Origin of the sequence: Streptomyces sp. NPDC102437 (genome assembly GCF_044765565.1) — a bacterium.
Taxonomy (GTDB): domain Bacteria; phylum Actinomycetota; class Actinomycetes; order Streptomycetales; family Streptomycetaceae; genus Streptomyces.
In genome coordinates, this window is the sequence record NZ_JBIWKI010000046.1 from 13,497 (window position 1) to 34,167 (window position 20,671).

General features: G+C 69.1%; 20 protein-coding genes and 3 pseudogenes. 9 read left to right on the forward strand and 14 right to left on the reverse strand.

What is annotated here, in order from left to right; genetic code table 11:
- Positions 1 to 35 precede the first annotated feature (35 nt).
- The 3 genes from ACIRJP_RS35400 to ACIRJP_RS35410 all read right to left on the reverse strand — a co-directional run bounded on the left by ACIRJP_RS35400 (position 36) and on the right by ACIRJP_RS35410 (position 2,466).
- Positions 36 to 731, reverse strand: coding sequence for a recombinase family protein (locus ACIRJP_RS35400; RefSeq protein WP_404183474.1), 696 nt, complete (start codon positions 729 to 731; stop codon positions 36 to 38).
- Positions 732 to 847: 116 nt separating this feature from the next.
- Positions 848 to 2,101, reverse strand: a complete 1,254-nt coding sequence (locus ACIRJP_RS35405) for an RNA polymerase sigma factor (RefSeq protein WP_404183477.1) — start codon at positions 2,099 to 2,101, stop codon at positions 848 to 850.
- A complete protein-coding gene (locus ACIRJP_RS35410; RefSeq protein ID WP_404183480.1) occupies positions 2,098 to 2,466 on the reverse strand; it encodes a YciI family protein in 369 nt (122 codons plus the stop codon). Before ACIRJP_RS35410 ends, ACIRJP_RS35405 begins: the two co-directional genes overlap by 4 nt.
- Before the next feature lie 200 nt (positions 2,467 to 2,666).
- Here ACIRJP_RS35410 and ACIRJP_RS35415 point away from each other — a divergent pair, with 200 nt between their 5' ends.
- Positions 2,667 to 3,311 (forward strand): dihydrofolate reductase family protein, encoded by a 645-nt coding sequence (locus tag ACIRJP_RS35415; protein ID WP_404183483.1) that lies wholly within the window; start codon positions 2,667 to 2,669, stop codon positions 3,309 to 3,311.
- Between the two features lie 72 nt (positions 3,312 to 3,383).
- Here the strand turns inward: ACIRJP_RS35415 and ACIRJP_RS35420 are convergent, their stop codons facing one another.
- The gene (locus ACIRJP_RS35420; protein WP_404183554.1) at positions 3,384 to 3,734 is read right to left on the reverse strand and encodes a hypothetical protein; all 351 of its coding nucleotides are present in this window, start codon (positions 3,732 to 3,734) and stop codon (positions 3,384 to 3,386) included.
- A 49-nt stretch (positions 3,735 to 3,783) separates the two neighbouring features.
- A pseudogene (locus tag ACIRJP_RS35425) lies at positions 3,784 to 3,987 on the reverse strand (SDR family NAD(P)-dependent oxidoreductase); the annotation flags it as partial.
- Positions 3,988 to 4,182: 195 nt separating this feature from the next.
- On the opposite strand from ACIRJP_RS35425, the gene ACIRJP_RS35430 reads away from it, so the two are divergent.
- The 3 genes from ACIRJP_RS35430 (at position 4,183) to ACIRJP_RS35440 (ending at position 5,437) form a co-directional block, all read left to right on the forward strand.
- Positions 4,183 to 4,404, forward strand: a complete 222-nt coding sequence (locus tag ACIRJP_RS35430; protein WP_404183486.1) for a hypothetical protein — start codon at positions 4,183 to 4,185, stop codon at positions 4,402 to 4,404.
- Positions 4,405 to 4,406: 2 nt separating this feature from the next.
- Positions 4,407 to 4,865: a hypothetical protein gene (locus ACIRJP_RS35435; RefSeq protein WP_404183489.1), complete on the forward strand. Its 459-nt coding sequence runs from the start codon at positions 4,407 to 4,409 to the stop codon at positions 4,863 to 4,865.
- 107 nt (positions 4,866 to 4,972) lie between these two features.
- Positions 4,973 to 5,437: a DUF5707 domain-containing protein gene (locus ACIRJP_RS35440; RefSeq protein WP_404183492.1), complete on the forward strand. Its 465-nt coding sequence runs from the start codon at positions 4,973 to 4,975 to the stop codon at positions 5,435 to 5,437.
- Positions 5,438 to 5,879: 442 nt separating this feature from the next.
- Here the strand turns inward: ACIRJP_RS35440 and ACIRJP_RS35445 are convergent, their stop codons facing one another.
- The 4 genes and pseudogenes from ACIRJP_RS35445 to ACIRJP_RS35460 all read right to left on the reverse strand — a co-directional run bounded on the left by ACIRJP_RS35445 (position 5,880) and on the right by ACIRJP_RS35460 (position 9,334).
- Positions 5,880 to 7,070: a hypothetical protein gene (locus tag ACIRJP_RS35445; protein WP_404183494.1), complete on the reverse strand. Its 1,191-nt coding sequence runs from the start codon at positions 7,068 to 7,070 to the stop codon at positions 5,880 to 5,882.
- A gap of 453 nt (positions 7,071 to 7,523) precedes the next feature.
- Positions 7,524 to 7,789, reverse strand: a pseudogene (locus ACIRJP_RS35450) (integrase core domain-containing protein); the annotation flags it as partial.
- Positions 7,790 to 8,230: 441 nt separating this feature from the next.
- Positions 8,231 to 8,866, reverse strand: coding sequence for a hypothetical protein (locus ACIRJP_RS35455; protein WP_404183497.1), 636 nt, complete (start codon positions 8,864 to 8,866; stop codon positions 8,231 to 8,233).
- A 15-nt stretch (positions 8,867 to 8,881) separates the two neighbouring features.
- Positions 8,882 to 9,334 carry a hypothetical protein gene (locus tag ACIRJP_RS35460; protein WP_404183500.1) on the reverse strand — a complete coding sequence of 151 codons (453 nt, stop codon included), beginning with the start codon at positions 9,332 to 9,334 and terminating at the stop codon, positions 8,882 to 8,884.
- Between ACIRJP_RS35460 and ACIRJP_RS35465 the strand changes: the two genes are divergently transcribed.
- The 3 genes from ACIRJP_RS35465 (at position 9,324) to ACIRJP_RS35475 (ending at position 11,522) form a co-directional block, all read left to right on the forward strand.
- Positions 9,324 to 9,866, forward strand: a complete 543-nt coding sequence (locus ACIRJP_RS35465; protein ID WP_404183503.1) for a transposase family protein — start codon at positions 9,324 to 9,326, stop codon at positions 9,864 to 9,866. The genes ACIRJP_RS35460 and ACIRJP_RS35465 overlap by 11 nt on opposite strands.
- A gap of 138 nt (positions 9,867 to 10,004) precedes the next feature.
- A complete protein-coding gene (locus tag ACIRJP_RS35470) occupies positions 10,005 to 10,715 on the forward strand; it encodes an SMI1/KNR4 family protein (RefSeq protein ID WP_404183506.1) in 711 nt (236 codons plus the stop codon).
- An 87-nt stretch (positions 10,716 to 10,802) separates the two neighbouring features.
- Positions 10,803 to 11,522, forward strand: coding sequence for an IS6 family transposase (locus ACIRJP_RS35475; RefSeq protein ID WP_404183509.1), 720 nt, complete (start codon positions 10,803 to 10,805; stop codon positions 11,520 to 11,522).
- A 99-nt stretch (positions 11,523 to 11,621) separates the two neighbouring features.
- On the opposite strand, the gene ACIRJP_RS35480 is transcribed toward ACIRJP_RS35475, so the two are convergent.
- Positions 11,622 to 12,509 (reverse strand): isopenicillin N synthase family dioxygenase, encoded by an 888-nt coding sequence (locus ACIRJP_RS35480; protein ID WP_404183512.1) that lies wholly within the window; start codon positions 12,507 to 12,509, stop codon positions 11,622 to 11,624.
- Positions 12,510 to 12,662: 153 nt separating this feature from the next.
- Positions 12,663 to 14,303 carry an MFS transporter gene (locus ACIRJP_RS35485; RefSeq protein ID WP_404183515.1) on the reverse strand — a complete coding sequence of 547 codons (1,641 nt, stop codon included), beginning with the start codon at positions 14,301 to 14,303 and terminating at the stop codon, positions 12,663 to 12,665.
- Positions 14,304 to 14,327: 24 nt separating this feature from the next.
- Between ACIRJP_RS35485 and ACIRJP_RS35490 the strand changes: the two genes are divergently transcribed.
- The gene (locus tag ACIRJP_RS35490) at positions 14,328 to 15,287 is read left to right on the forward strand and encodes an Lrp/AsnC family transcriptional regulator (protein WP_404183518.1); all 960 of its coding nucleotides are present in this window, start codon (positions 14,328 to 14,330) and stop codon (positions 15,285 to 15,287) included.
- A gap of 116 nt (positions 15,288 to 15,403) precedes the next feature.
- On the opposite strand, the gene ACIRJP_RS35495 is transcribed toward ACIRJP_RS35490, so the two are convergent.
- Positions 15,404 to 17,545 (reverse strand): PQQ-binding-like beta-propeller repeat protein, encoded by a 2,142-nt coding sequence (locus tag ACIRJP_RS35495; RefSeq protein ID WP_404183521.1) that lies wholly within the window; start codon positions 17,543 to 17,545, stop codon positions 15,404 to 15,406.
- A gap of 249 nt (positions 17,546 to 17,794) precedes the next feature.
- Between ACIRJP_RS35495 and ACIRJP_RS35500 the strand changes: the two are divergent.
- Positions 17,795 to 18,073: pseudogene (locus tag ACIRJP_RS35500) on the forward strand (ATP-binding protein); the annotation flags it as partial.
- 482 nt (positions 18,074 to 18,555) lie between these two features.
- Here the strand turns inward: ACIRJP_RS35500 and ACIRJP_RS35505 are convergent.
- A complete protein-coding gene (locus tag ACIRJP_RS35505; RefSeq protein ID WP_404183524.1) occupies positions 18,556 to 19,284 on the reverse strand; it encodes a response regulator in 729 nt (242 codons plus the stop codon).
- Positions 19,281 to 20,507 carry a sensor histidine kinase gene (locus tag ACIRJP_RS35510; protein WP_404183527.1) on the reverse strand — a complete coding sequence of 409 codons (1,227 nt, stop codon included), beginning with the start codon at positions 20,505 to 20,507 and terminating at the stop codon, positions 19,281 to 19,283. The genes ACIRJP_RS35505 and ACIRJP_RS35510 overlap by 4 nt, the downstream gene beginning before the upstream one ends.
- Positions 20,508 to 20,671: the final 164 nt, after the last annotated feature.

The window sequence follows — 20,671 nt, forward strand, 5'->3', positions numbered from 1 at the left end:
GTCCGTCGCGTTCGGGGGCAGACGGGCAGGTGGCTTTATCGAGCAGTAGTGGGTTCACCAGCCGCAAACAAACGGTCAGGGTTCCATGACCATGGTCTTCTTGGGTTGGCGGGGGACGGTCTTGGCTTTGTCGAGGTGCCCGTACGCCGTGGAGCGGGGGCGCCGAACATGTCGGCGATCTGCTGGACGGTCTCCTCCTGCTCGTCGCAGAGCCGTTGGGCGAGCGCGGCCTGGTCGGCGGTGAGCTTCGGCCGACGTCCGTCAACCCGGCCGCGGGCGGAGGCGAGCCCGTCGTTCGTGTTCGCCACGATCAGTTGGCGCTGGAGCTCGGCGAGCACGAACAGCCTCCCGAACATCGCGCGGCCCTCCATGGTGGTTGTGTCGATGCCCTGCTCGATCGCGTGCAGCCCGATGCCGCGCTCGCGCAGCTCGGCCCCGAGGGCTACCAGGTGCACCACGGAGCGGGAGAGTCGGTCGAGCCGGGTCACCTTCAGCGTGTCGCCCTCGCGTAGCAGCTGCATGACGAGGTCGAGCTTCGGGCGAGACGCCTTCGCGCCGCTGGCGACGTCGACATGGATGTTGTCACGGTCGACGCCGTGGCAGAGAAGTGCGTCGATCTGATGATCGGGGTTCTGGTCGGCCGTCGATGTGCGGCAGTAGCCGATGAGTATTCGGAAACTACACCGTAGAACCGTTCTCCGACGTTGATTTCCGACGCGGGTTGCCGACACTGCCCACCTGCGGGTTCGTGATCACGGACCGAAGTGTCGGCAGACGATTGTTTCCGGACATTTGAGGCCCTCGGGGCGGCGCGGTGGCAGTCCCGGCCGGGGTCGCGCGGGGATAGTCAGCCGGAGGCGGGACGGGGCGCCAGTCGGGCGGCGCGGGTTTCCAGGTAGCGGCACTCGGTCAGGCTTGTGGTGCCGCGGGCGGCGCGGTGGTAGTACTCCCGGGCCGCCGGATGATCGCCGGCCATCTCCAGCAGGTGTGCGCGGACCGCGTGCAGCCGGTGGTGGTCGGTGATCCGGTCGTCCGCGGCCAGCTTGTCCAGCAGGGCCAGGCCGGCCTGCGGTCCGTCAATCATGGCGACCGCCACCGCCCGGTTGAGGCTGGCCATCGGGTTCGGCGAGAGCCGCTCCAGGATCTTGTACAGCGTGTTGATCTGACGCCAGTCGGTCTCGTCGGTGCTGGGCGCCTCGTCGTGCAGCGCGGCGATGGCGGCCTGTAACTGGTAGGGGCCGAGTGTCGAGCGGGTCATCGCGTCGGTGACCAGTGCGACGCCTTCGGCGATGCGACCGCGGTCCCAGCGCGAGCGGTCCTGCTCGTCGAGCGGGATCAGCTCGCCGTGCGGGCCGGTGCGGGCGGCCCGGCGGGCGTCGGTGAGCAGCATCAGGGCCAGCAGGCCGGTCACCGCTCCCTCGTCCGGCAGCAGCCGGTGCAGCAGGCGGGTCAGCCGGATCGCCTCGGCGGCCAGGTCGTCGCGCCGTAGCCGGTCGCCGGAGCTGGCGGTGTAGCCCTCGTTGAAGATCAAGTACAGCGCGTGCAGCACGACCCGCAGTCGCTCCGCCCGATCCTGCCCGACCGGCATGGTGAACTCGCTGCCGGTGGCCTTGATCCGCTGCTTGGCCCGGCTGATCCGGGCCGCCATGGTCGGTTCCGGCACGAAGTAGGCGCGGGCGATCTCCGCGGTGGTCAGGCCGCCGACGGCGCGCAGCGTCAGCGCGATCTGCGAGGCCGGGCTCAGCGCCGGGTGGCAGCACAGGAATAGCAGGGTGAGCGTGTCGTCCCGGTTGGCCGGGGTGTCCTCGCCGGGGCCGGGCGATGTCCGGTCCGGCTCCCGGGCGGCCACCTCGTCCTCGCGTCGGCGCCGGGCCTGTTCGCTGCGAATCTGGTCGACCAGGCGGCGGCCGGCGACCGTGGTTAGCCAGCCGTGCGGGTTGTCGGGGACGCCCTCGGTCGGCCAGCGTGTCGCCGCAGCGAGCAGCGCCTCCTGCACGGCGTCCTCGCTCAGGTCGAACTGCCCGTACCGGCGCAACAGCGCGCCGAGGGCCTGTGGCGCGAGCGCGCGCAGCAGGCCCTCGACGGTGGCGTCGGCGCTCACGCGGTCGGGCCACCGGAGAAGATCACCTGGCGGACCTCGATGCCCAGGCCGTTGAACCGGGCGTCCGGGATCATCGCGGCCAGCTCCAGCGCACGGTCCCTGCTCGCGACGTCGACCAGGTAGTAGCCGCCCAGGAACTCCTTGGCCTCCAGGTAGGGACCGTCGGTGATGACCGGCACCCCGTCGCGGACGCGGACCACCGAGCTCTGGGACGGGTCGGCCAGCGCCTCGGTGCTGATCATCTCGCCGGACTCGCGGAGCGTCTTCATGAACTCGCCGTGGCCTTCCATGATCTCCTGGCGCTCGGCCTCGGTCAGTTCCTCCATGATGGCCGGGTTGATGTGCATGATCAGCAGGAACTTCATGTCCAACTCCTCACCGTCGTGGCGCCCGGTCGGGCCCCATCAACGGGTGGTCGTCGCGGGCCGACCGCTCTTGACATGCCGGTGTCGGGTTCAGCAGATCAGATGATTCTGCCGGTACGGGTCAAGATCCGTCGATCGGCTCCGACCTCACGGTGACGATCCAAGTCTCACCATTGTTATTGCCATCACAGGAGGAACACGTGGCTCAGCTACTGAGAGTCCAGAACTTCAACGTCTCGAGTGACGGAATCGGTGCCGGTGAGGACCAGACCCTCGAGAGGCCATTCGGTCATGTCGAGCCCGAGAGGCTGTTCGCCTGGGCCGGCGCCACGGCGAGCTGGCCCATGCGCACCGACCCCGGGGGCAGCCGGGGTCTCGACGACTACCTCACGCGGGACTACGCCCGCAACATCGGCGCCGAAATCATGGGCCGCAACAAGTTCGGTCCCCAGCGCGGGCCCTGGCACAACCACGAGTGGCGCGGCTGGTGGGGTGACGAGCCCCCGTTCCGCACCCCGGTGTTCGTCATGACTCACCACAAGCGTCCTTCGTTCACTCTCTCCGACACCACGTTCCACTTCGTCGACGGCGACCCTGCCACGGTCCTCGAACAGGCCCGGGAGGCGGCGCAGGGCAAGGACGTCCGACTCGGCGGCGGGGCTACCACCATCCGGCAGTTCCTCGACGCCGACCTCGTCGACACCCTGCACGTGGCGGTCTCGCCGCTGAAGCTCGGATCCGGAGTACGACTCTGGGAGTCCCCCGATGAGCTGCTCGACCGGTTCCACCTGGAGGTCGTTCCCAGCCCGAGCGGGGTGACGCACCATCTGTTCTGGCGAAAGTGACCGGTCCTCAGGGCTGGCCCCGGGGCTGTTTTGCCTCCCGGGGCTGCCCTGAGACGGGCCGTCGAGCGATAGTTACTTAGCGTTACTTGTCGGGCTGCGGCAGTTATACGAGAACCGCGCCGCGTCCTGGGCCCAGAAGGCGACCCGCGCACGACGACCGTCAGCGGTTGACACCGGAAAACAAGGCGGCCCGGGCTCTGCGGGCTGATTGCCGCTACAACCTGGATCCGGGCTCGGCCACTGCCACGGTTCGCAGGGGCCGTGGCCCCGCTCGTCGAGCTGGGCGAGCTCGTGTTCGTAGTCGACGGTGATGGAGCCGTAGTAGTTGACCACCGAGCTGCGGGCCGGGGAGATACGCGCCAGGGCCTCGGCGTCCACCTCGCGACCGGCGCCGCGCAGTTCGCCGACGGCGAGCAGGCCCATGGACGACGACGTCGATGCCGAACCGCTTCAGCTCCAGGCGGAGCGCGTCGCTGAGGCCCTCGACGGCGTACTTGCTGGCGTGGTACCAGGCCCCCAGCGGGGTGGCGAACCGGCCGCCCACCGGGCTGATGTTCACGACGGTGCCGGAACCCTGGGCGCGCATGTGGGGCAGGACGAGCTGGGTCATGCGGGCCAGGCCGAAAAGGTTGACGTCGATCTGCGCGCGGGCCTCGTCCGGGGGGACCTCCTCCATGGCGCCGTAGGAGCCGTAGCCGGCGTTGTTGACGAGGACGTCGATGCGTGTACAAGCAGGAGCGTCTCGTGAACAAGGACGGCTTCTGGGTCGCGGTCTGACCCGCAGCGCACACGCCGTGCCGCGGCTCGCTCACCTTGTCCGGGTGGGCGGGCCGCAGCACGGCGATCGGAGGACCGAGAGGACGGAGAGACGATGACGGTTCAGGGCGCTGCCCGTGTTCAGGTGTCGAACCACCAGTACGTTCTGCTGGACACGGACGCCGAAGAACCCGGCCAGGACATCGACGGCACTCTCGCGGGCAACGGGCTCGTCTCCACCAACGCGGAGTCCACCTACGCAACCGTCCTGACCGGGACCTCCTACGGTCACGTCGACATCGCCTTCGACGTGACCGCCTACCCGGCCCCCCCCTGAGCGTGGAAGGCTGGGGCGAAGTCGTTGAGATCAGCCTGTACTTCCGGACCGAGGGACCGCTCGTCGGCGACCCCCTCTCCGAAGACCTGGCAGAAGCGCCCCTTCTCGGAGACGAGGAGGCGTACCAGCGGTGGAGGTTCCGGATCCACGCCCAGGGACGCGACGCCGCATCTGCGGTCGGCGACATCCACGCCGAGGAGGACGACACCGTCCTGGAACAGCACCTCATCCAGATCTGGGCCTCCCCCCACGCACCGGAGATCCGCCACCGGCTCACCGACCAGACCGGCCGACGCAGACGTACAGCCGGCGCCGAGGAGTACACGGCAACAAAAGCCGCAGAGGCAGACCACGCCGCAACGCCCCCCGCGCCCGCCGAGGAGATGTCCATCGCCCCCGTGCACGCCGAGCTGCACGCCCGTACCCCAAAATCCCCTGACCGACCACTCAGGTCGGATTGAGTACGCGCGCCCATGTCCGGCGAATCCTCGCGCGGGGAGTATCGGTGCAGCGCCGCATCAGAGCGGCGCCGACCCGATTCAGTGCTGAGACAGTCACGGAGAATCCCATGTCCCGACGTGTTGCTCTGTCCGTTGTTGGTGGTGTCGTTCTTCTCGGTGGAGCCGGTGCCGGTGCCGGTGCCTTCGCCTTCGCCCAGGCCGCAGAGCCGGCTCCGGCGCTGACGCACAGCGCCGCCCGCTACACCGCTCCCGACGGGGACCGGGACGGCGCGCTGGCCTTCGCCACCGAAGTCACGGCGTCCTCCGGTGTCAAGAGCGTGAAGGTACTGGCCTGGCCGCAGAACTCGTCCTTCGCCAAGAAGGGTCTGACCGCCAAGGACATGGCCGCAGTGGAGTCGGCCGATTGCAAGCCCTCCGGGAAGGACGCCGTGCGCTGCACCTACACCGCCAAGGTCACCAGTGCCGTCGCTGCGTCGTCCCCGCGCGGTGCCTGGCACGTCGCCGTCCTGGCCACCGCGCAGGACGGCACCACGACCTTGGACACCGAGGCAGCCGGCTTCACCGTCCGGTGACCCGGACAGACCTCGCGGTGCTCGGACCTGGGCGGGAACTCCTGGGTCTGGCGCAGGAGGCCCTGAACCGCCCCGGGTTCGGTAGAGATCTCAGATTGTGATTTTGACCTGGGGTTTCGCGGTGGTGAGGGGTCAGTCTCCCCATTCTTCCCGTGGTCCGCTGGTGGAGATAGGCGGCGTGACGGGAAAGCGTACCGGCCTGGTGTGCCCGGAGATCGAGTGCGGCCTCTACTCCCGCGATCAGTTCTCTGAAGGGTTCGTGTGCGCCGAGCCGTGCCGGGAACGCCCCGCATTCCACGAGGGAAGCCCGCAACGCGAGTTGCGCCCCGCGTACCCCACTGAACAAGGGCGGCTTCGGGATGCTGCAGAACCACGGTCCGATGCCGAGTCACGAGCGTGAATTGAGAGCTGTTCTGGCTGCTCGTCGGCTGGCGACGGCATCTCAGTGCCAGGTGTTGTCGTTTCCGGAGGTCTTGGTCGGGAGCCGGTAGCCGAACTCCTCCCGGAGCATTGGGGCGGCAGCGTCCGAACGCATCGACAGCGCGATGAGCACGGCGAAGCCGAGCGCCCAGACGCCGGCGACGATCAGTACCGGCGCGACATCCGCGGTCCGGTGGACCACAGTGCCGAGCACTGCGGCGCCGAGCAGAGCCCAGACGGTTGTCGCCGCGTGCAGCTCGGACGCCTGGGCCGTCGTCGCGGTGATCGCGTGCGCGCGGTCGATGTCGGACACGTCCGCGCCCCCGCGGCGCACCCGTACAAGAGTGCGTCGCAGTCGCCGGATCTGGAGCACCCTGATGCCGAGCAGTACGAGCAGGCACAGGACGCCGAGTCCGACGCCGACCAGCTGCACCTGTCTCCAGATGGCAGCCGTGGGTGAGAGTGAGGGGCTCATCATGGCGAGGCTCGCGATGGCGAGGGTGACGAGCACGGGGCTGGTCGCATGGTCGAGTTCGGTGGCCTCGGCGCGCTCTCGGGCCTTGACCTGCCGCCGCAGTTCAGTGTCGGCGTCGCCGAGGAGGAGCTGAGCGGGGCCCTGTTCGCCCAGGGCCCGTGCGGGAAGGCGCTCAGGCGCGGTACGGCTCCACCGTCGGTCGGCGGCGATCAGAGCGAGTACGGCCGGGACGCAGAGCACGCCTGAGAGGAGCAGGGTGAGCGCCACCGTCGGCCAGGCGGACGCGGCGAGCAGGATGCCGGCCGTTGCCAGGAGCAGGAAGCCGATGACGATGCTCGTCACGACCGCCGGGAAGAACGGCGTGCGTGTGACGCGGCCACGCACCTCTACCGCATTCCTCAGCGCCGACGAGTCCTCAGCTGGTGCGTACATGCCGGCGAGCGCCAGCTGATGGAGGGTCAGGGCATAGCCGAGCACGATCAGGAAGACGGCGATGCCCAGCGCCGCAGCGATGAGCGGGCCGCCGAACACCGGCACGAAACCTGGCGGGTTGTCGGGGAGACCGAGTCTGCCGATGAGCGCGAGGACGGGAAGCAGACCGAACAGCGCCCCGCAGCCCACGGCCGCTGCGCCCGACACGCGCACCAGGCCGCCAGTGATCAGGACGCTGCGGGTCGGTGGCAGCTCGGGGCCGCGGTCGCGCCGCTCATCGCCCAGGGGAGCGCACTTCGCTTTCACCGTCCTAGGCTCTCACGGGTGTGCGAAGCCGTCGTTCTGCGCCCCGGCAACACCGTCGCGGGCCTCTGATTCGGTATCTGCCTCATGCTCGGCTGCATCCCCCTGGATGCCTTCTGCTACTGACCTTGATCGGGTGATGTCGGGCTGTTCGTCGGACAGCAGGCAGGTGGCTTCGGTAGTCCTGATGAGGTGAAATATCCGCAGGGCGGGGGCTTGACCGACGCCGAGAGAGCTGCGCGGGAGCGGGTCAGGCTCCAGGCCGTGACTGGAGCTGGCGAGCCAGGACGTTGGGTCGGCCGCGAGGCGAGGTGCCTGCCGTGGCAGGTCCTGTTCCGCGGCCTCCCGCCGAGCTGGACATGACGGTTTCCCTGTCATCCGGGGGCTTGACCCCGGACGTTGGACACGGGGATATGCGGTTTGGGGAAGTGTAGTTGAGGGTTCGAAGAAGGTGTTCTCGTAGGCGATCGGGGAGCGTTGTCCGAGGCGGGAGTGGCGGCGTCGGGTGTTGTAGCGGCTGGCCCAGCGGAAGGCCGCGAGCCTGGCGTGGCGGGCAGTGGGCCACGCCTTCGCGCCCTTGAGCGTCTCCCTCTTCATGGACGCGTTCCAGCTCTCCGCGGCGGCGTTGTCCGCCGAGCTGCCGACCGCGCTCATGCTTCTGGTCGCGCGGCGCTGGCTCGTTCGCAGGCGTCGGCGAACGCGGCGCTCGTGTATTGGGCGGATTCAACCGGTCGTCGCAACACCCCCTGAGCTGGAGGTTTTGCGCGTGGGTGTGGGTAATCGGCAGCGGGCGGTCCGGCAGTACCGCGGGCAGATGCCCTCTGGGGCTCGGCGCAGAAGCGGGCCGCCTGTGGTCACAGGTATTTGAGATCGTGTCGGAGACCGCTCGCCGCGACCGCGGGGTATATATGGCCCGCCAGGCGACAGCTGCGGCAGCTGCGCGTGAGCCGTACCAGGCGGTGGAGATTGCCCGAGCCGCAGCGACGATCGCGGTAGAGACCCGGTCGGCCAGGATGCGGCGGGAACTGGTCACCCTGGAGCGGGCAATGCGACCGTGGCAGGATGCCTCGGTCGGCCGGGATCTCGCGGAGATCCTGGAGCCCGTGGAGGCCCGCCGCGAACAGGACGTCGCTCCGCGTGCTCAAGCTGACGCCCGCGACCGCTCAGCTCGGCCCCACGTCGACCAGGACCAGCCGGATCTGCTCGGGGCCGTCCCAGTCGCACTGGATCGTGTAGCCGACGTCCAGGCCGGTACTGGTGCCCGGTCGGGTCGACCAGCCCAGCCGCGTGCAGGTGCGCTGTGGGTCGTTGGCGAAGGAGGAGATCCAGCTCTCGACCACGCCCCCCTCGAGCCCGTACAACGCGACGCCGGCGCGCAGCTCCGCCACGAGTGCGTCGTTGTCGCGCGGGTGCAGCCGCAGGGTGACGCTCCTGATCTCCGAGTCGCCCGGGTAGTCCTCGACGGCGATGTCGTCGGCTCGCAGCGCGACCGAGCCGTGCGGTGCATCGATGGTGACCGCGATCGGGTGCTGCCGGTCGTGGGTGGAGGCCCAGGTGGCGCTGTCGTCGGCGGAGGCGAGGCCCACCTCGGACTTGAGCAGGTGGCCGCTGCTCCAGTCGAGGTGGGCCTTCCGTGTACTCGCGATCTTCTCCGCGCCCGCTGGACTGAACGACGAGTTGCCGCCCCTGCCGTCGAGCGGGCCCTCCTTGGGCACGCTGCTCACCTGGCAGCCGAAGCTGCTGAAAAGGGCAACGGCGACCGCCCCTGCCGCCGCCGTCCGTCCGATCCGTCGTCTCACGTCGCCTCCCGCTGATCAGCCACCTGCGACACCGCAGGCGACAACCTGTGGATCACTGGGCTTGTTCGGCTGCTTTCGGACCCTGCAGTTCGCTGAGTAGGTTATGGGTGCTGGCGATCGCCGGCCGACGACCAGCCGAAGCATGATGCTGGAGAGCAGGAGGGCTGCGGCGACCACAGCCAAGCCGATGAAGAAGCGCCGCTCGTCCGACGCGGTCGCGCTGCCGATGTTCGCCGCGCCGCCCATGAGGAAGAGCAGCCCGAGGACGGTCGCTGGCGTCAGCAGCCGCATCCACCATGAGCCGATCGGGATGCGCACGAACTCGGCGTACGGTGCCGGCAAACCGAATTGCCGGCGCTCGGGATCGGAGCGCCACGACTCGACAAGGGTGCTTCCCTTCCGGATGCGGGCGTCCTGCAGGATGCCGGTGATCAGTCGCAGCCCGCACCACAGCCCTATGCCGATCACCCGCCACCGCTTCCACAGCGACTGGAACTACACCCTGCACCCCCAGCATCCTCTGGGTGCGACGGAGAACAACAGCACATCAGACCAGCCCCCAACGAACAGGCCGGATCGCCTCACGCGGCGTTCACTGCGGGACCCTGAGCTGACCGGCATGACCCGTCAACAACTCAGCCAACTCATCGACACCCTGACGCCGGCGCTGGAGCTTCAACGCGAGGAAGTGCTCCGCGGCCGTCGCGGCCACGAGCGTCTGGTCGCCCCCGGAACAGGCGCCAAAGCCAAACTCACCCCGGCCGACCGGATCCTGGCCACCGTGCTCCACTTGCGCAAACTCGCCACTATGAACCTCCTGGGCCAACTCTTCGGCGTCACTGCCATGACCATCTGCCGAGCGAGTCAGGAAGTCCGCCCACTCCTCGAAGCACACGGCCAGCACATCAATGCCTCCACCGCCCGCTTCCGCACACCAGCCGACGTCACGACGTTCTTCGCTTCCGACCACAATCAAAGCAAGATCAAGAAGACGAGTTAATGATCTGCACGCCCAAGGACTCCGTCCCCCAATACATACAGCTCGAGGCCTTCGATATAAGGGCAACGTCATCATTGATGAAATCCTGGACAATCCCGCTCATGGCCAGCAGCAGAGACACCGCCGAGGACTAGTCCCATGACCCTTATCAGCAACCTCACTCAGCTCTCTCCGCCGCCTTCCACCACACCGCCCCCCAGCAACTGGCCGGAAGTGGAGGGCATCCTCGGAGTACGCCTGCCCTCCGACTACAAAGAGATCGCCGACACCTACGGACCCGGAACCTTCTGCGGCTACCTCCATCTCTACCACCCCGCAGGGGCAACAGAATGGGTCAGCCTCACCGGACCCATGCCCGCCGCCGTCCGCACCCAGCTCGAACAAACACGAGCCCAGGGCGACCCATCCGCCCCCTGTGACCCGCAGGACCTGTTCGCCATCGGCGTCACCGACAATGGCGAGTACCTCTTCTGGATCACCGACCCCACCAACGCGCCCGACACCTGGCACGTGGCCGTCAACGAAGCCCGCGGCACACGCTGGTACACCCACGACGGCAACCTCACCGATTTCCTCACCACCGTGCTCAGCGGCCGAGCCACCATCCCCATGTTCCCCGAAGACTTCCTCGACCACGGCCCCGTCTTCACACCCGCCAGGGCAGCCCCCCACCAACCCGCGGCCACGCAGCCGCACCACCCCGCCACCGAACCAAATACCACCCTCCACACCCAGGACGTCCGCACCAGGGCCCGCGATCACGGCTACAACGTTCCGGAACGCGGACGTGTCCCCGCAGACAACATCGACGCAGGGAAGAAGTCGAACCCGCCAGCAGAAACGCGCTGATTGAGCGTCTTCAGAGTGGCCGGCACTGTCACGTTGACTGACCGGGTGGGATGATCTTCTGGTTGGTCATGCTGGGAGGGGTCGTCCGTGGACAGCGCATCGCCGTCGTACAAGGGACACCGGTACCCGGTCGAGGTCATTGCCCACTGTGTGTGGCTGTACCGCCGCTTCCCGCTGTCGTTCCGCGAGGTCGAGGAGCTGATGCTCGAGCGCGACGTGGCCGTCTCCCACGAGACGGTCCGCCGCTGGTGTGCGAAGTTCGGGCAGGCCTACGCCAACGGCCGGCGCCGGAGGCGGCCCCGGCCCGGCGACAAGTGGCACCTGGACGAGGTCTTCGTGAAGATCAACGGAGAGACGAAGTACCTGTGGCGGGCCGTCGACGCCGACGGCAACGTGCTCGACATCCTGGTCCAGTCCCGCCGGGACAAGGCCGCGGCCCGGCGCTTCTTCCGCAAACTGCTCAAGAGAACCTGCTCGGTGCCGAGGGTGATCGTCACCGACAAGCTCCGCTCCTACGGCGCGGCCCACCGCGAGGTCATGCCCTCCGTCGAGCACCGCTCCCACAAGGGCCTCAACAACCGGGCAGAGAACAGCCACCAGCCCACCCGGCAGCGCGAACGCGCCATGAAAGGCTTCCGTAGCGCCGGCGGAGCCCAGCAGTTCCTGTCCGCGTTCAGCGGCATCTCACCCCACTTCCGACCCCACCGCCACCTGATGACAGCCCCCGAATACCGCACCGAGATGACCATCCGCTTCGCCATCTGGGACCAGGTCACCGGCGTCGCCGACCTGCCCGCCGCAGCCTGAGCACGGAGCCGGACCCGGCCCCACCACACCCGACACACCATCAGGCACTCACACACCCAACAACGTGACAGCGCCGGTGAGATCCCTCCCGGCTACTCGCTAGGGGTGGATACTGCGTCGGTGTAGCGAGGTGATATCGGTGTGGGGTGCGCAGGCGTGAAAGTAGACCAGCGAGGTGAGTTCTTCCTGTGGGGCCTCGGGGGGCGGCGGCAGAACGCGGTGGCGGCCGGACCGCCAGCGGTCTCCGCTCCAGCGGGCCATGAGATCGCCGATGTTGAGCGTGTAGGCGCTGGGCTCATAGGGCGCGTCCTGCCAGCCGACTTCGTCGTCGTAGATCTGGAGGCCGCCCTTGCCGGGCTGCCGGTTCAGGAGGGTGATGAGGCCGAAGTCGGTGTGCGGTCCGACGCGGAACTGGCCGGGAGCGGCGGTGCCGGTTTCATGGGCTGCCGGGTACCAGTTGATCGTGAAGTCCCAGTGCGGGCGCTTGGTGTGGCGGGTGAAGAAGTCGGCTGGCTGACGCAGCGCGGTCGCCATGACTTCGAGAAGTGTGTCGGCCAGGGTGCGCATCCGGTCGGTGTATGCGATGACGAGCGGGCGCAGGGTGGGGACTTCGTCGGGCCAGTCGCAGGGCATCTGCTGTGCGTTGCCGGGCCGTGCGGAGGAATCGACGGCACATGACCAGACCTCCAGCAGGTCCGGCGGGGTGAGGGTGCCTTCGGAGCGAGCGGTGGTCACCCGTTCCCGGCCGATCCAGCCACGTCGGCTCTGGTCGTAGGGCTTCTTGGCTGCCTGGGGCATGTGGAAGAAGTCGTATGCCGCGGCGCGTACATGGCCTGGCAGATCCGGTTCGATGCCGTGTCCGGTCACCAGCAGGAAGCCGGTGGACTGCAGGGAGTGGTCGACCTGAGCGGCGAGCCGCTCCCGGTCTGCGCTGTGATTCGACGTCCAGCGGCTGAGGTCGATGACGGGAATCGAGGTGGTGGCCATGGTTCGTCCTTCTTTGACGTCGATGGTCAGGGCCTGGATGAAAGTGATGCTGAAACGGCCGGTGGAAATATGGCGATCTCTGTGTGAGTCAGGAGATGTGCGCTCCGTGCGCTGTGTCGCAGATCGCCTGGCGGGGACTCGGTGCCGCCGGGCTCACTCGATGGCGGAGGTGGCCGGCTGAGCGCCAGTGGTGGTTTCGCCTGCGGCTGCGGGGTGTTGTTCCTGAGGTTGTCGGGACAGCCACAGCACGAGAACGGCTCCGGCCAGGGCCACGGCACCGGCCGAGAGCGCAAGGGTGTTGTGCCCGGTGGCGAACACGGCATGGAGTGTGTGCTCCAGACCGGCGCGCTGAGTGGCCGGGGTGTGGGCCAGGAGACTATCGGCGCCGCCGCCGGAGAGGGTCTGCGCGGTGACGAGGGGATCGGCAACCTTGCTGTGGAGGGATGTGGTCATGGCGGAGACGGCCAGGGCTCCGAAGACAGCTACTCCGAGGGCGTAGCCGAGCTGTTCGAAGGTGCTGTACATACCACTGGCGGTACCCGCGTGCTCAGCCGGGACGGAGCCCAGCGCGAGAGCTGCGGCGACCTGGAAGATCAGGCCCATGCCGACCCCACTCAGGGCCAGGCCACCCACCAGGACAGGCCAGCCCGACTCCGGCCCCAGGAAGCCCTCGGCGCCGACCCCGAGACCCGCGAGAGCGAGCCCGAGAGCGGCGCCCAGGCGAGGGGAGGGCTTGAGTCTCCGGCCTGCACCCAGCACCGCCACCGAACCGGCGGCCGCCGCGTGCGGCAGCACGACCAGACCGGCGGCGAGCGGGGAGAGGTGCTGCACGGACTGCAGCCACAGGGAGGTGTACGGCATGATCCCGTAGACGGTGCCCTCGCCGACCGCAATGGTGAGCATCGCAGCGGTAAACGCGGGCCGGCGGAACAGCGACAGGTCCAGCAGAGGGTGACGGCGGAGCTGTTGCACTCGCAGGAAGCCGACGAAAGCGCCCAGCGCTGCTCCCAGTGGCACCAGCGTCCCTGCCGATGCCCACCCTCGAACATGTGCCTCGGTCAGGGCGTAGACGGACCCACCCGCGCCGATCGCGAACAGCACCAGGCCGGGGACGTCCAGGCGCCGTGAGGTGTCCCGCACCGGTGGTGCGGTGCGGGGGATGTATCGGAAGGTCGTGATCAGGGCGGTCACGGTAACGGGGACGTTGACGTAGAAGATCCATCGCCAGTCCAGAGTCTGGGTGAGCAGGCCGCCCAGGACCGGTCCCAGGGCGGAAGCGCTGGCGGCGACGGCCGCCCAGGTACTGAAGGCCAGGGACAGGCGGCGGCCCGAGTACAGGGTGCTGATCAGGGACAGAGTGGTCGTGAACATCGCCGCAGCACCCAGTCCCTGCACGATGCGGGCGGCAATGAGTACGGCCATGCCCGGCGACAGTGCACAGGCAACCGATGCCAGCGCGAAGACGACCAGCCCACCCGCGTACATCCGGCGTCGACCGTGAAGGTCGGCCAGCATCCCGGCGCCCAGCAGGGCGGCCGCCACCGCGAGCGCGTACCCGTCGGCTACCCATTGCAGTTGGGACAGTGACGAGCCCAGCGACTCCGATATGGCCGGCAGTGCCACCAGCACGATCGTCACGTCGACGAGCAACATGAACGTGCCCAGGCAGATGGCGGCCAACGGACCCCAGATACGCATGGATTCCCAACTCCCGGACCGGGCGGACAATGACCTGGTCGACCATCCAGGTCCGTCCCGTTCCGGCCCAAGCCGTACGCTTGAATTCGGGATCATCCGGCGAAGAAATGAGGTGTACCGGTGGATCACGACACCATGGACGACCTCGACCAGCACCTGCTCCGGGCCCTCCAGCTCGACGGCCGCGCCCCTTTCAGCCGCATTGCGCGAGACCGCAGTGTCTCCGAACGCACCGTTGCCCGCCGATACCAACGGCTGCGCGCCCTCGGACTGCGCATCGTCGGCCAGCCCGTCTCCTCTCGTCTGGGCCTGAGCCGGTGGCTGCTGCGCCTGCACTGCACCCCGGACACCGTCGGAACCATCGCCGACGCCCTCGCCCGCCGTCCCGATACCAGCTGGGTCACCCTCGCTTCCGGCGGTGCCGAGCTCTACTGCGCGCTCAACGCCCGTACGGCTGACGAGCGCAACGTACTGCTGCTGGAGAAGCTCCCCCGCACCCCGCGGGTGCTCTCCGTCAGCGCTCACTGCATGATGCGCATCTTCGTCGGTGCGACCAGCACCTGGCACGCCACCCGGTTCGAGCCGGAAGGCACTGCAGCTGCGGTGGATTCCGGCTCATCCACCGTCGCCCCGCTCAGCTTGGACGCAACCGATCACATTCTGTTCACCGAGCTGGCCCGAGAGGGCCGTGCAACGCTGCCCGAACTCGCCGCGGCCGCCGACCGCTCCCCGTCCAGCGTCCAACGCCACCTCGACCGCCTCCGCGGCGAGGGTGCCTTGAATCTCTCTGTCGACTTCGATCCGCAGCTCCTCGGCTACCACATGGCCACCCGGATCTGGCTGAACGTTGCCCCCGCGCACCTGCGCATCGTGGGGGAAACCCTTGCCACCCACTCGCAGATCGCTTTCGCCGCAGCCATCACCGGCACGTCCAACCTGGTAGCCAGCGGCATCTTCCGGGACCCGGCCGACCTGTACGACTACATCGACCAGCGCATCAGCCGGCTACCTGGCATCCAGAGCATTGAGACCGCCCCCACCCTGCGGGAAGTCAAGCGCCTTGCTCCCGGCGTGACTTGAACGTGGGTGACGCAGAACCGGCTGATGATCTCGCGATAGCAGGGTGGTCAGCTCACGGGGCGTGGGACGGGCCGGTACGGATGCGGAGGCCTGGAGGGCGGCGTAGCCGCGGCGAGTCAGGAATCGATGCGGAACGAGTACAGACCGAGAGCGGTGAAGTACGCGTTGCGGCCGCTGATGTGGATCTCCGAGGAAATCCGGGCTTCGTCCTCGCTCCACGGCAAGGCGGACGGATCCCTCAGCGGCACCTCCCAGCGCGGTTTTCCCGTACGGGAGTCGAGAGCCAGGAGCTTGCTCGGATGGGACCTCCCCGCGTAGACGGTGTCCCCGACGACGGCGACTCCCTCGGTGCCCGCGCCGATCTCGCACCGCCAGCGCTGTTTGCCCGTCCTCGCGTCCAGGCCGTAGAGAAACCGGTCCTGACAGTGGACGTAGACGGCGTTGCCCTGCACATGGACGTCATTGATGCTGCCCCCGAGTCGGCGCTTCCAGCGCTGTCGGCCCGACGCGGTATCCAGGGCGTGCACCCAGTGCTCCTCCGTGCCCAGGCAGACCGTACCGCCGTGGACGGCGGGCGAGCCGGTGGTCGTGTCGCCGGTGCCGGAGAATTTCCATCGGGGCCTGCCCGTGGAGCCGTCCACGGCGTGCAGCATGCCATTGTTGGTCATGGCGAAAACGGTGCCTGCCACGACGGGGGTCCGACCCGTGGGCATGCCCTCCCCCGTCTGGAAGCGCCAGCGGTGGCGGCCGGTGGCGGGGTCGAAGCCGTACAGGTAGCCGTCTGTGGCGCGGGCGTAAACGAGTTTGTCGCCCGCCGCCACTGAGACCCCTCCGAGACTGGCCAGAAGTACGGACCAGCGGCGGCTGCCGGTGGCGACATCGACCGCATGGAGTTTGCCCTCCGAGCTCGCCGCGAAGACCGTGCCACCGAGGACCGCGGGTTGGTCGGCCATGTGGCTCTCTGCGGTGTAAGCCCACCGTTGGCGGCCGGTGGCCGCGTCGACCGCGTACAGGTTGCTGTTCTTGTAACTCCCGAGATAGAGCGTGCCACCCGCCATCGTCGCGTTGCCCATCTCGCTCCCCGGTGCGAAGCGCCAGTTCTGACGCGGGTCCGGCTGCTCCTCCTGGAAGACTCCGGCCAATGTGTAGGCCCCGGCTCCGGTCGCCGACAACGCCGCGAGGCCGAGCAGCAGCTTTCGGCGGGGCAGCCGTCGGCGAGCGGAGCCCGCCGGCGGAGAAAAGCGCTGCAGGAGGGGCGGGTCCGGCCGAGGACTCCGCTGCGACGACGGTTGCGGTCGCGGCACCGGCGGCGCGGGCCGTGCTGCGGTACGGGTCCGGGCGCCGTGCAGCGGATCGGAGGCCGGGTCCACCACTGTCGGCTCATACCTGACCTGCTCGGCGGCCTCCCTGGTCCGGCGGGCGATCTCCGCGGCGAGCGCGGGCGGGGGCCAGGGCGGCGCACCGCCGGGCAGACCGGCCAGCGCGGTCTCCAGCCCTGCCGGTGTGGGGCGTTCGGCGGGGTCCCGGGCCAGACAGGCGCGCAACAGATCGGCCACGGGCGGATCGATACCCGTCAGGTCCGGGTCCTCGGACAGGACCCGGACATCGACGGCCGCCGGGTGGCCTGTGCCGTACGGCGACTGCCCCGATGCCGCGAACGCCAGCACCGCGCCGAGCGCGAACACGTCGGAACGGGCGTCGAACCGGCCGTGCTGCAGGTACTCCGGAGCGATGTATCCGGACGTACCGATGACACCGGTCCGGGTCAGCCGGGTGTCCTCGCACGCGCGGGCGATCCCGAAGTCGATGATCACCGGGCCGTCGCCGCCCATCATCACGTTGGACGGCTTGAGGTCACGGTGCACCAGCCCGGACACATGTATCCGCCGCAGGGCCGCCGCCAGGAGAAGACCGAGCCGGCGCACCTCCAGCGGCCCGTACGCACGGACGGCCTCGCCCAGTGAAGGGCCGGGGACGAACTCGGTAGCCAGCCACGGCGGATTCTCGTCCACCCCGTCGGACAGCACTGACGCGATTCCGGGGCCGGAGACCCGTGCCGAGGCCCGCGCCTCGTGGGCGAACCTGCGCCGGAACTGCCGGTCCTCGGCGTACTCGGGGCGGATCACCTTCACGGCCGCGAGCCCGTGGGCGCTCCCCGTTCCGCCGACGCCGAGATACACCAAACCCATTCCGCCGCCGCCGAGCCTGCGCAGCACCGTGTACGGACCGATGTGTTGTGGATCCATACGTCCGGTCATCGCCGACCTGCCCCCCCATGCGTCACAGATGACTCTATGTCACCCCGCTTCATGCCCACCAGCTTTCCGTGCAGCCCGGCGACGGGAGAGGACCCCTGCCATCGCAGATGTTCCTCATTTCGTCACCTCACCCGCTGAAGCGGACTCCGACGCGGCGGACGCTCGGATCTTCGAGGAACGCGACCGCAGAATCGTCGCCAGGCTCGCGACCGGACCAGCGCAGTCGCCGAGTCCACCAATGTCACCCCACAGCCGCGCGCACGACTCATCGCCATCGCCAGGCGCTTCAACGCCCCGGTGACCATACTGCGATTCAACCCGGACCTCGCCGACCTCCTCCAGCAGCACGCGAAGCGAGGCCGCACCGACATCACCGCCGCAGACATCCGCGCCTACGCCGCGATCATGGCCCGACACGCCGCCGCCGACCAACTGTGCTCCGAGGGCGCAACCGCCGTCCACGACGTTCCCGGACGCCGCCAAGCAACCACGCCCCCGGAAGCCGCCGCGCATTTCGCATTCGCCTGACACAACCGACGCGTCCAGGCTCGTCCTCCGGCACCCTCCACGAACTTGCGCGGGGCAACACTATGGGACGGCCCGTTGGCCGGGCGGATCAGACCCCTGATCACGCGGACGTAGAGGAAGAGGCGGACCCTGCGGACCGACCCTTCCCTGCACGTCGTGCCGACCGGCACCCGCTACCAGCGCATCCGAGCGCATCGAGGTCCGCCCGCCGCTGCTCGGTGAGCCTGTCGCTCCGCCGCCGCGCGTTGTCGATCCACGTTGCCGAGCCTCACCACCACAGCCTCTCCAGCGCCCTCCTGAGTGTCCGACGCACCGGGTTCGGCGGGCCGGGGCGCCGGCGGTGGCGGCGCACTCCTCAAGACCCAGGTCGGCTTCACCCAGCGGGTGCCCGGCACAAGACAGGGATCCCCGCTCACGAGCGGGTGACCCGGATTCCGGCCCGCATGGTGCTGAAGCATGGAGCCGGGCAGGCGGTGCCGCCCTCAACGACGCGTGCGGGGGCAGAACGTGGGCGGGTTGCCGGCTGTTGCGCGGGCGGTGACCAGGCCCGATTCGTAGGCCGCGATGACCGCCTGGGCGCGGTCACGGACGTCGAGCTTGCTGAAGATGCTGGTGATGTAGTTCTTGACAGTGGAGACGCTGAGGTCCAGGTCGTGGGCGATCGCGGCGTTGTCGAGACCGGTGGCCATCAGACGCCACACCTCGACCTCCCGGGGTGTGAGTTCGCCCAGGTCGGTGGGGAGTGGCTGCGACGCGCCGTGAGGGGCCCGTACGTAGGTGGAGATCAGCCGGGTGAGCAGGCGCGGCGCGACGACGGCCTCGCCGGCGTGGACGGTGCGGATTGCCGTGCTCAGGTCCTCCGGCGAGCTGTCCTTGGGCAGGAACCCGCAGGCTCCGGCGCGCAGGGCACCCACGACGTACTCGTCCATGTCGAAGGTGCTGAGGGCCAGGACCCGGCAGTCGGGCACGGTGGCGGCGAGTTCCCCGGTCGCGCCCACCCCGTCGAGGACGGGCATCCGGATGTCCATCACCACGACGTCGGGGCGCAGCCGGCAGGCGAGGGTAACGGCCTGGGCGCCGTTCTCGGCCTCTCCCACCACTTCGAAGGACGGGTCGGGGGAGAGGATCAGCGACAGGCCGCGCCGGACCAGCGGCTGGTCGTCCACGATCAGCACCCTGATCCTCGGTGTGTCCGGCCGGGTCCCGGTCATCGGTGTGCCCCCTCGTGCTGGACGGCCGCCTCGGCCGCCTCGTCCGTGGTCAGCGGCAGGTCCGCCACCACTGCGAACCCCCCGTCGGTCTGCGGGCCGACGGTGAGGGTGCCGCCATGCAGGGCGACGCGCTCGCGCATGCCCATCAGGCCGTAGCCGCCCGAGCCCACCGCCGACGCCTCCTCCTGCGGCGGTGCGCCCCCGCCGTCGTCCCGTACCGCGATGGTGACCCGCTCCTGGTGGTACGTCAGGTGTACGGACGCGCGGGCGGCTCCCGCGTACTTGCGGGTGTTGGTGAGGGCCTCCTGGGCGATCCTGAATACCGTGAGGCCGACGGTCGGTGGCAGCGGGCGCTGCGGCCCGTGGACGCTGAACTCGGTCGGCAGTCCGGCAAGGCGGGACTCGGCCACCAGCCGGTCGAGGTCTTCGACGCCGGGCTGGGGCAGCGACGGCGCGGACTCCGGTTCGTCCCCGGCCCGCAGCACGTCGAGGAGCTGGCGCATCTCGCGCAGCGCGAGCCGCCCAGAGGACTCCAGGGTGACCAGGGCGTCCCGGACCACGTCCGGTTCGGCGAGGTTGGCCCGGGCTCCGCCGGCCATCAGCTGCATGGTGGTGATGTGGTGGGCCACGATGTCGTGCAACTCCCGTGCGATGCGGCGACGTTCGTCGGCCACCGCACGTTCGGCAAGGAGTCTGCGGTTGGCCGCCACCTCCCGCTGCCAGCGGTTGATCGCCAGGGCGGTGCCGACGACGATCAGGGTGGAGAGGGGCGAGGCAATGGCGTCCTGCCAGGTCGGAATCCGGCCGTGGCTCTGGCTCAGCAGCGTCAGCGACACCGTCGCGGCGGCCGCGACCGTCGTCACCCGGCCGGTGCAGGCCCTGGCGACCGAGTACAGGGCGACCAGCAGGACGGCACCGAAGTGGCTGGGCAGCGGGACGGTCAGGGTGGCCGTCGCGTCGAGTGCCAGTACGGTGGCGAGCGCCGCCACCGGGTGGCTTCGCCGGGCGAGCAGCGGCACGGCCGCCAGGGCGAGGAGGAGGAACCCGGCCACGCTCACGTCGTGCCGGCCGTCGGGGTCGTCGAAGAAAACGTAGCTGAGCAGGTTCATCGCGCAGGCCCCGGCGGTCACGAGTGCGTCGTTACGGGTCCACGGCGGCTCGGCGCTGTCGATGTGCAGCGGTATTCGGGCATCGCCGGGCCAGATGTGTCGGCTGCTGGGCATTTCTGTTCTCCCTGTGTCCGGCCTCCCGGCCCCCGGACAGGGTTGCACAGCACCGGCCGCGGCAGTCGCAGGTCCCTGGAGGCCTGGGACCGGGCCTGGGACCAGGGTCCTGGTCCCTGGCCGGGGCAGGCCCCAGGGCCCCGGTCCGGATCATCCGCTGCCAT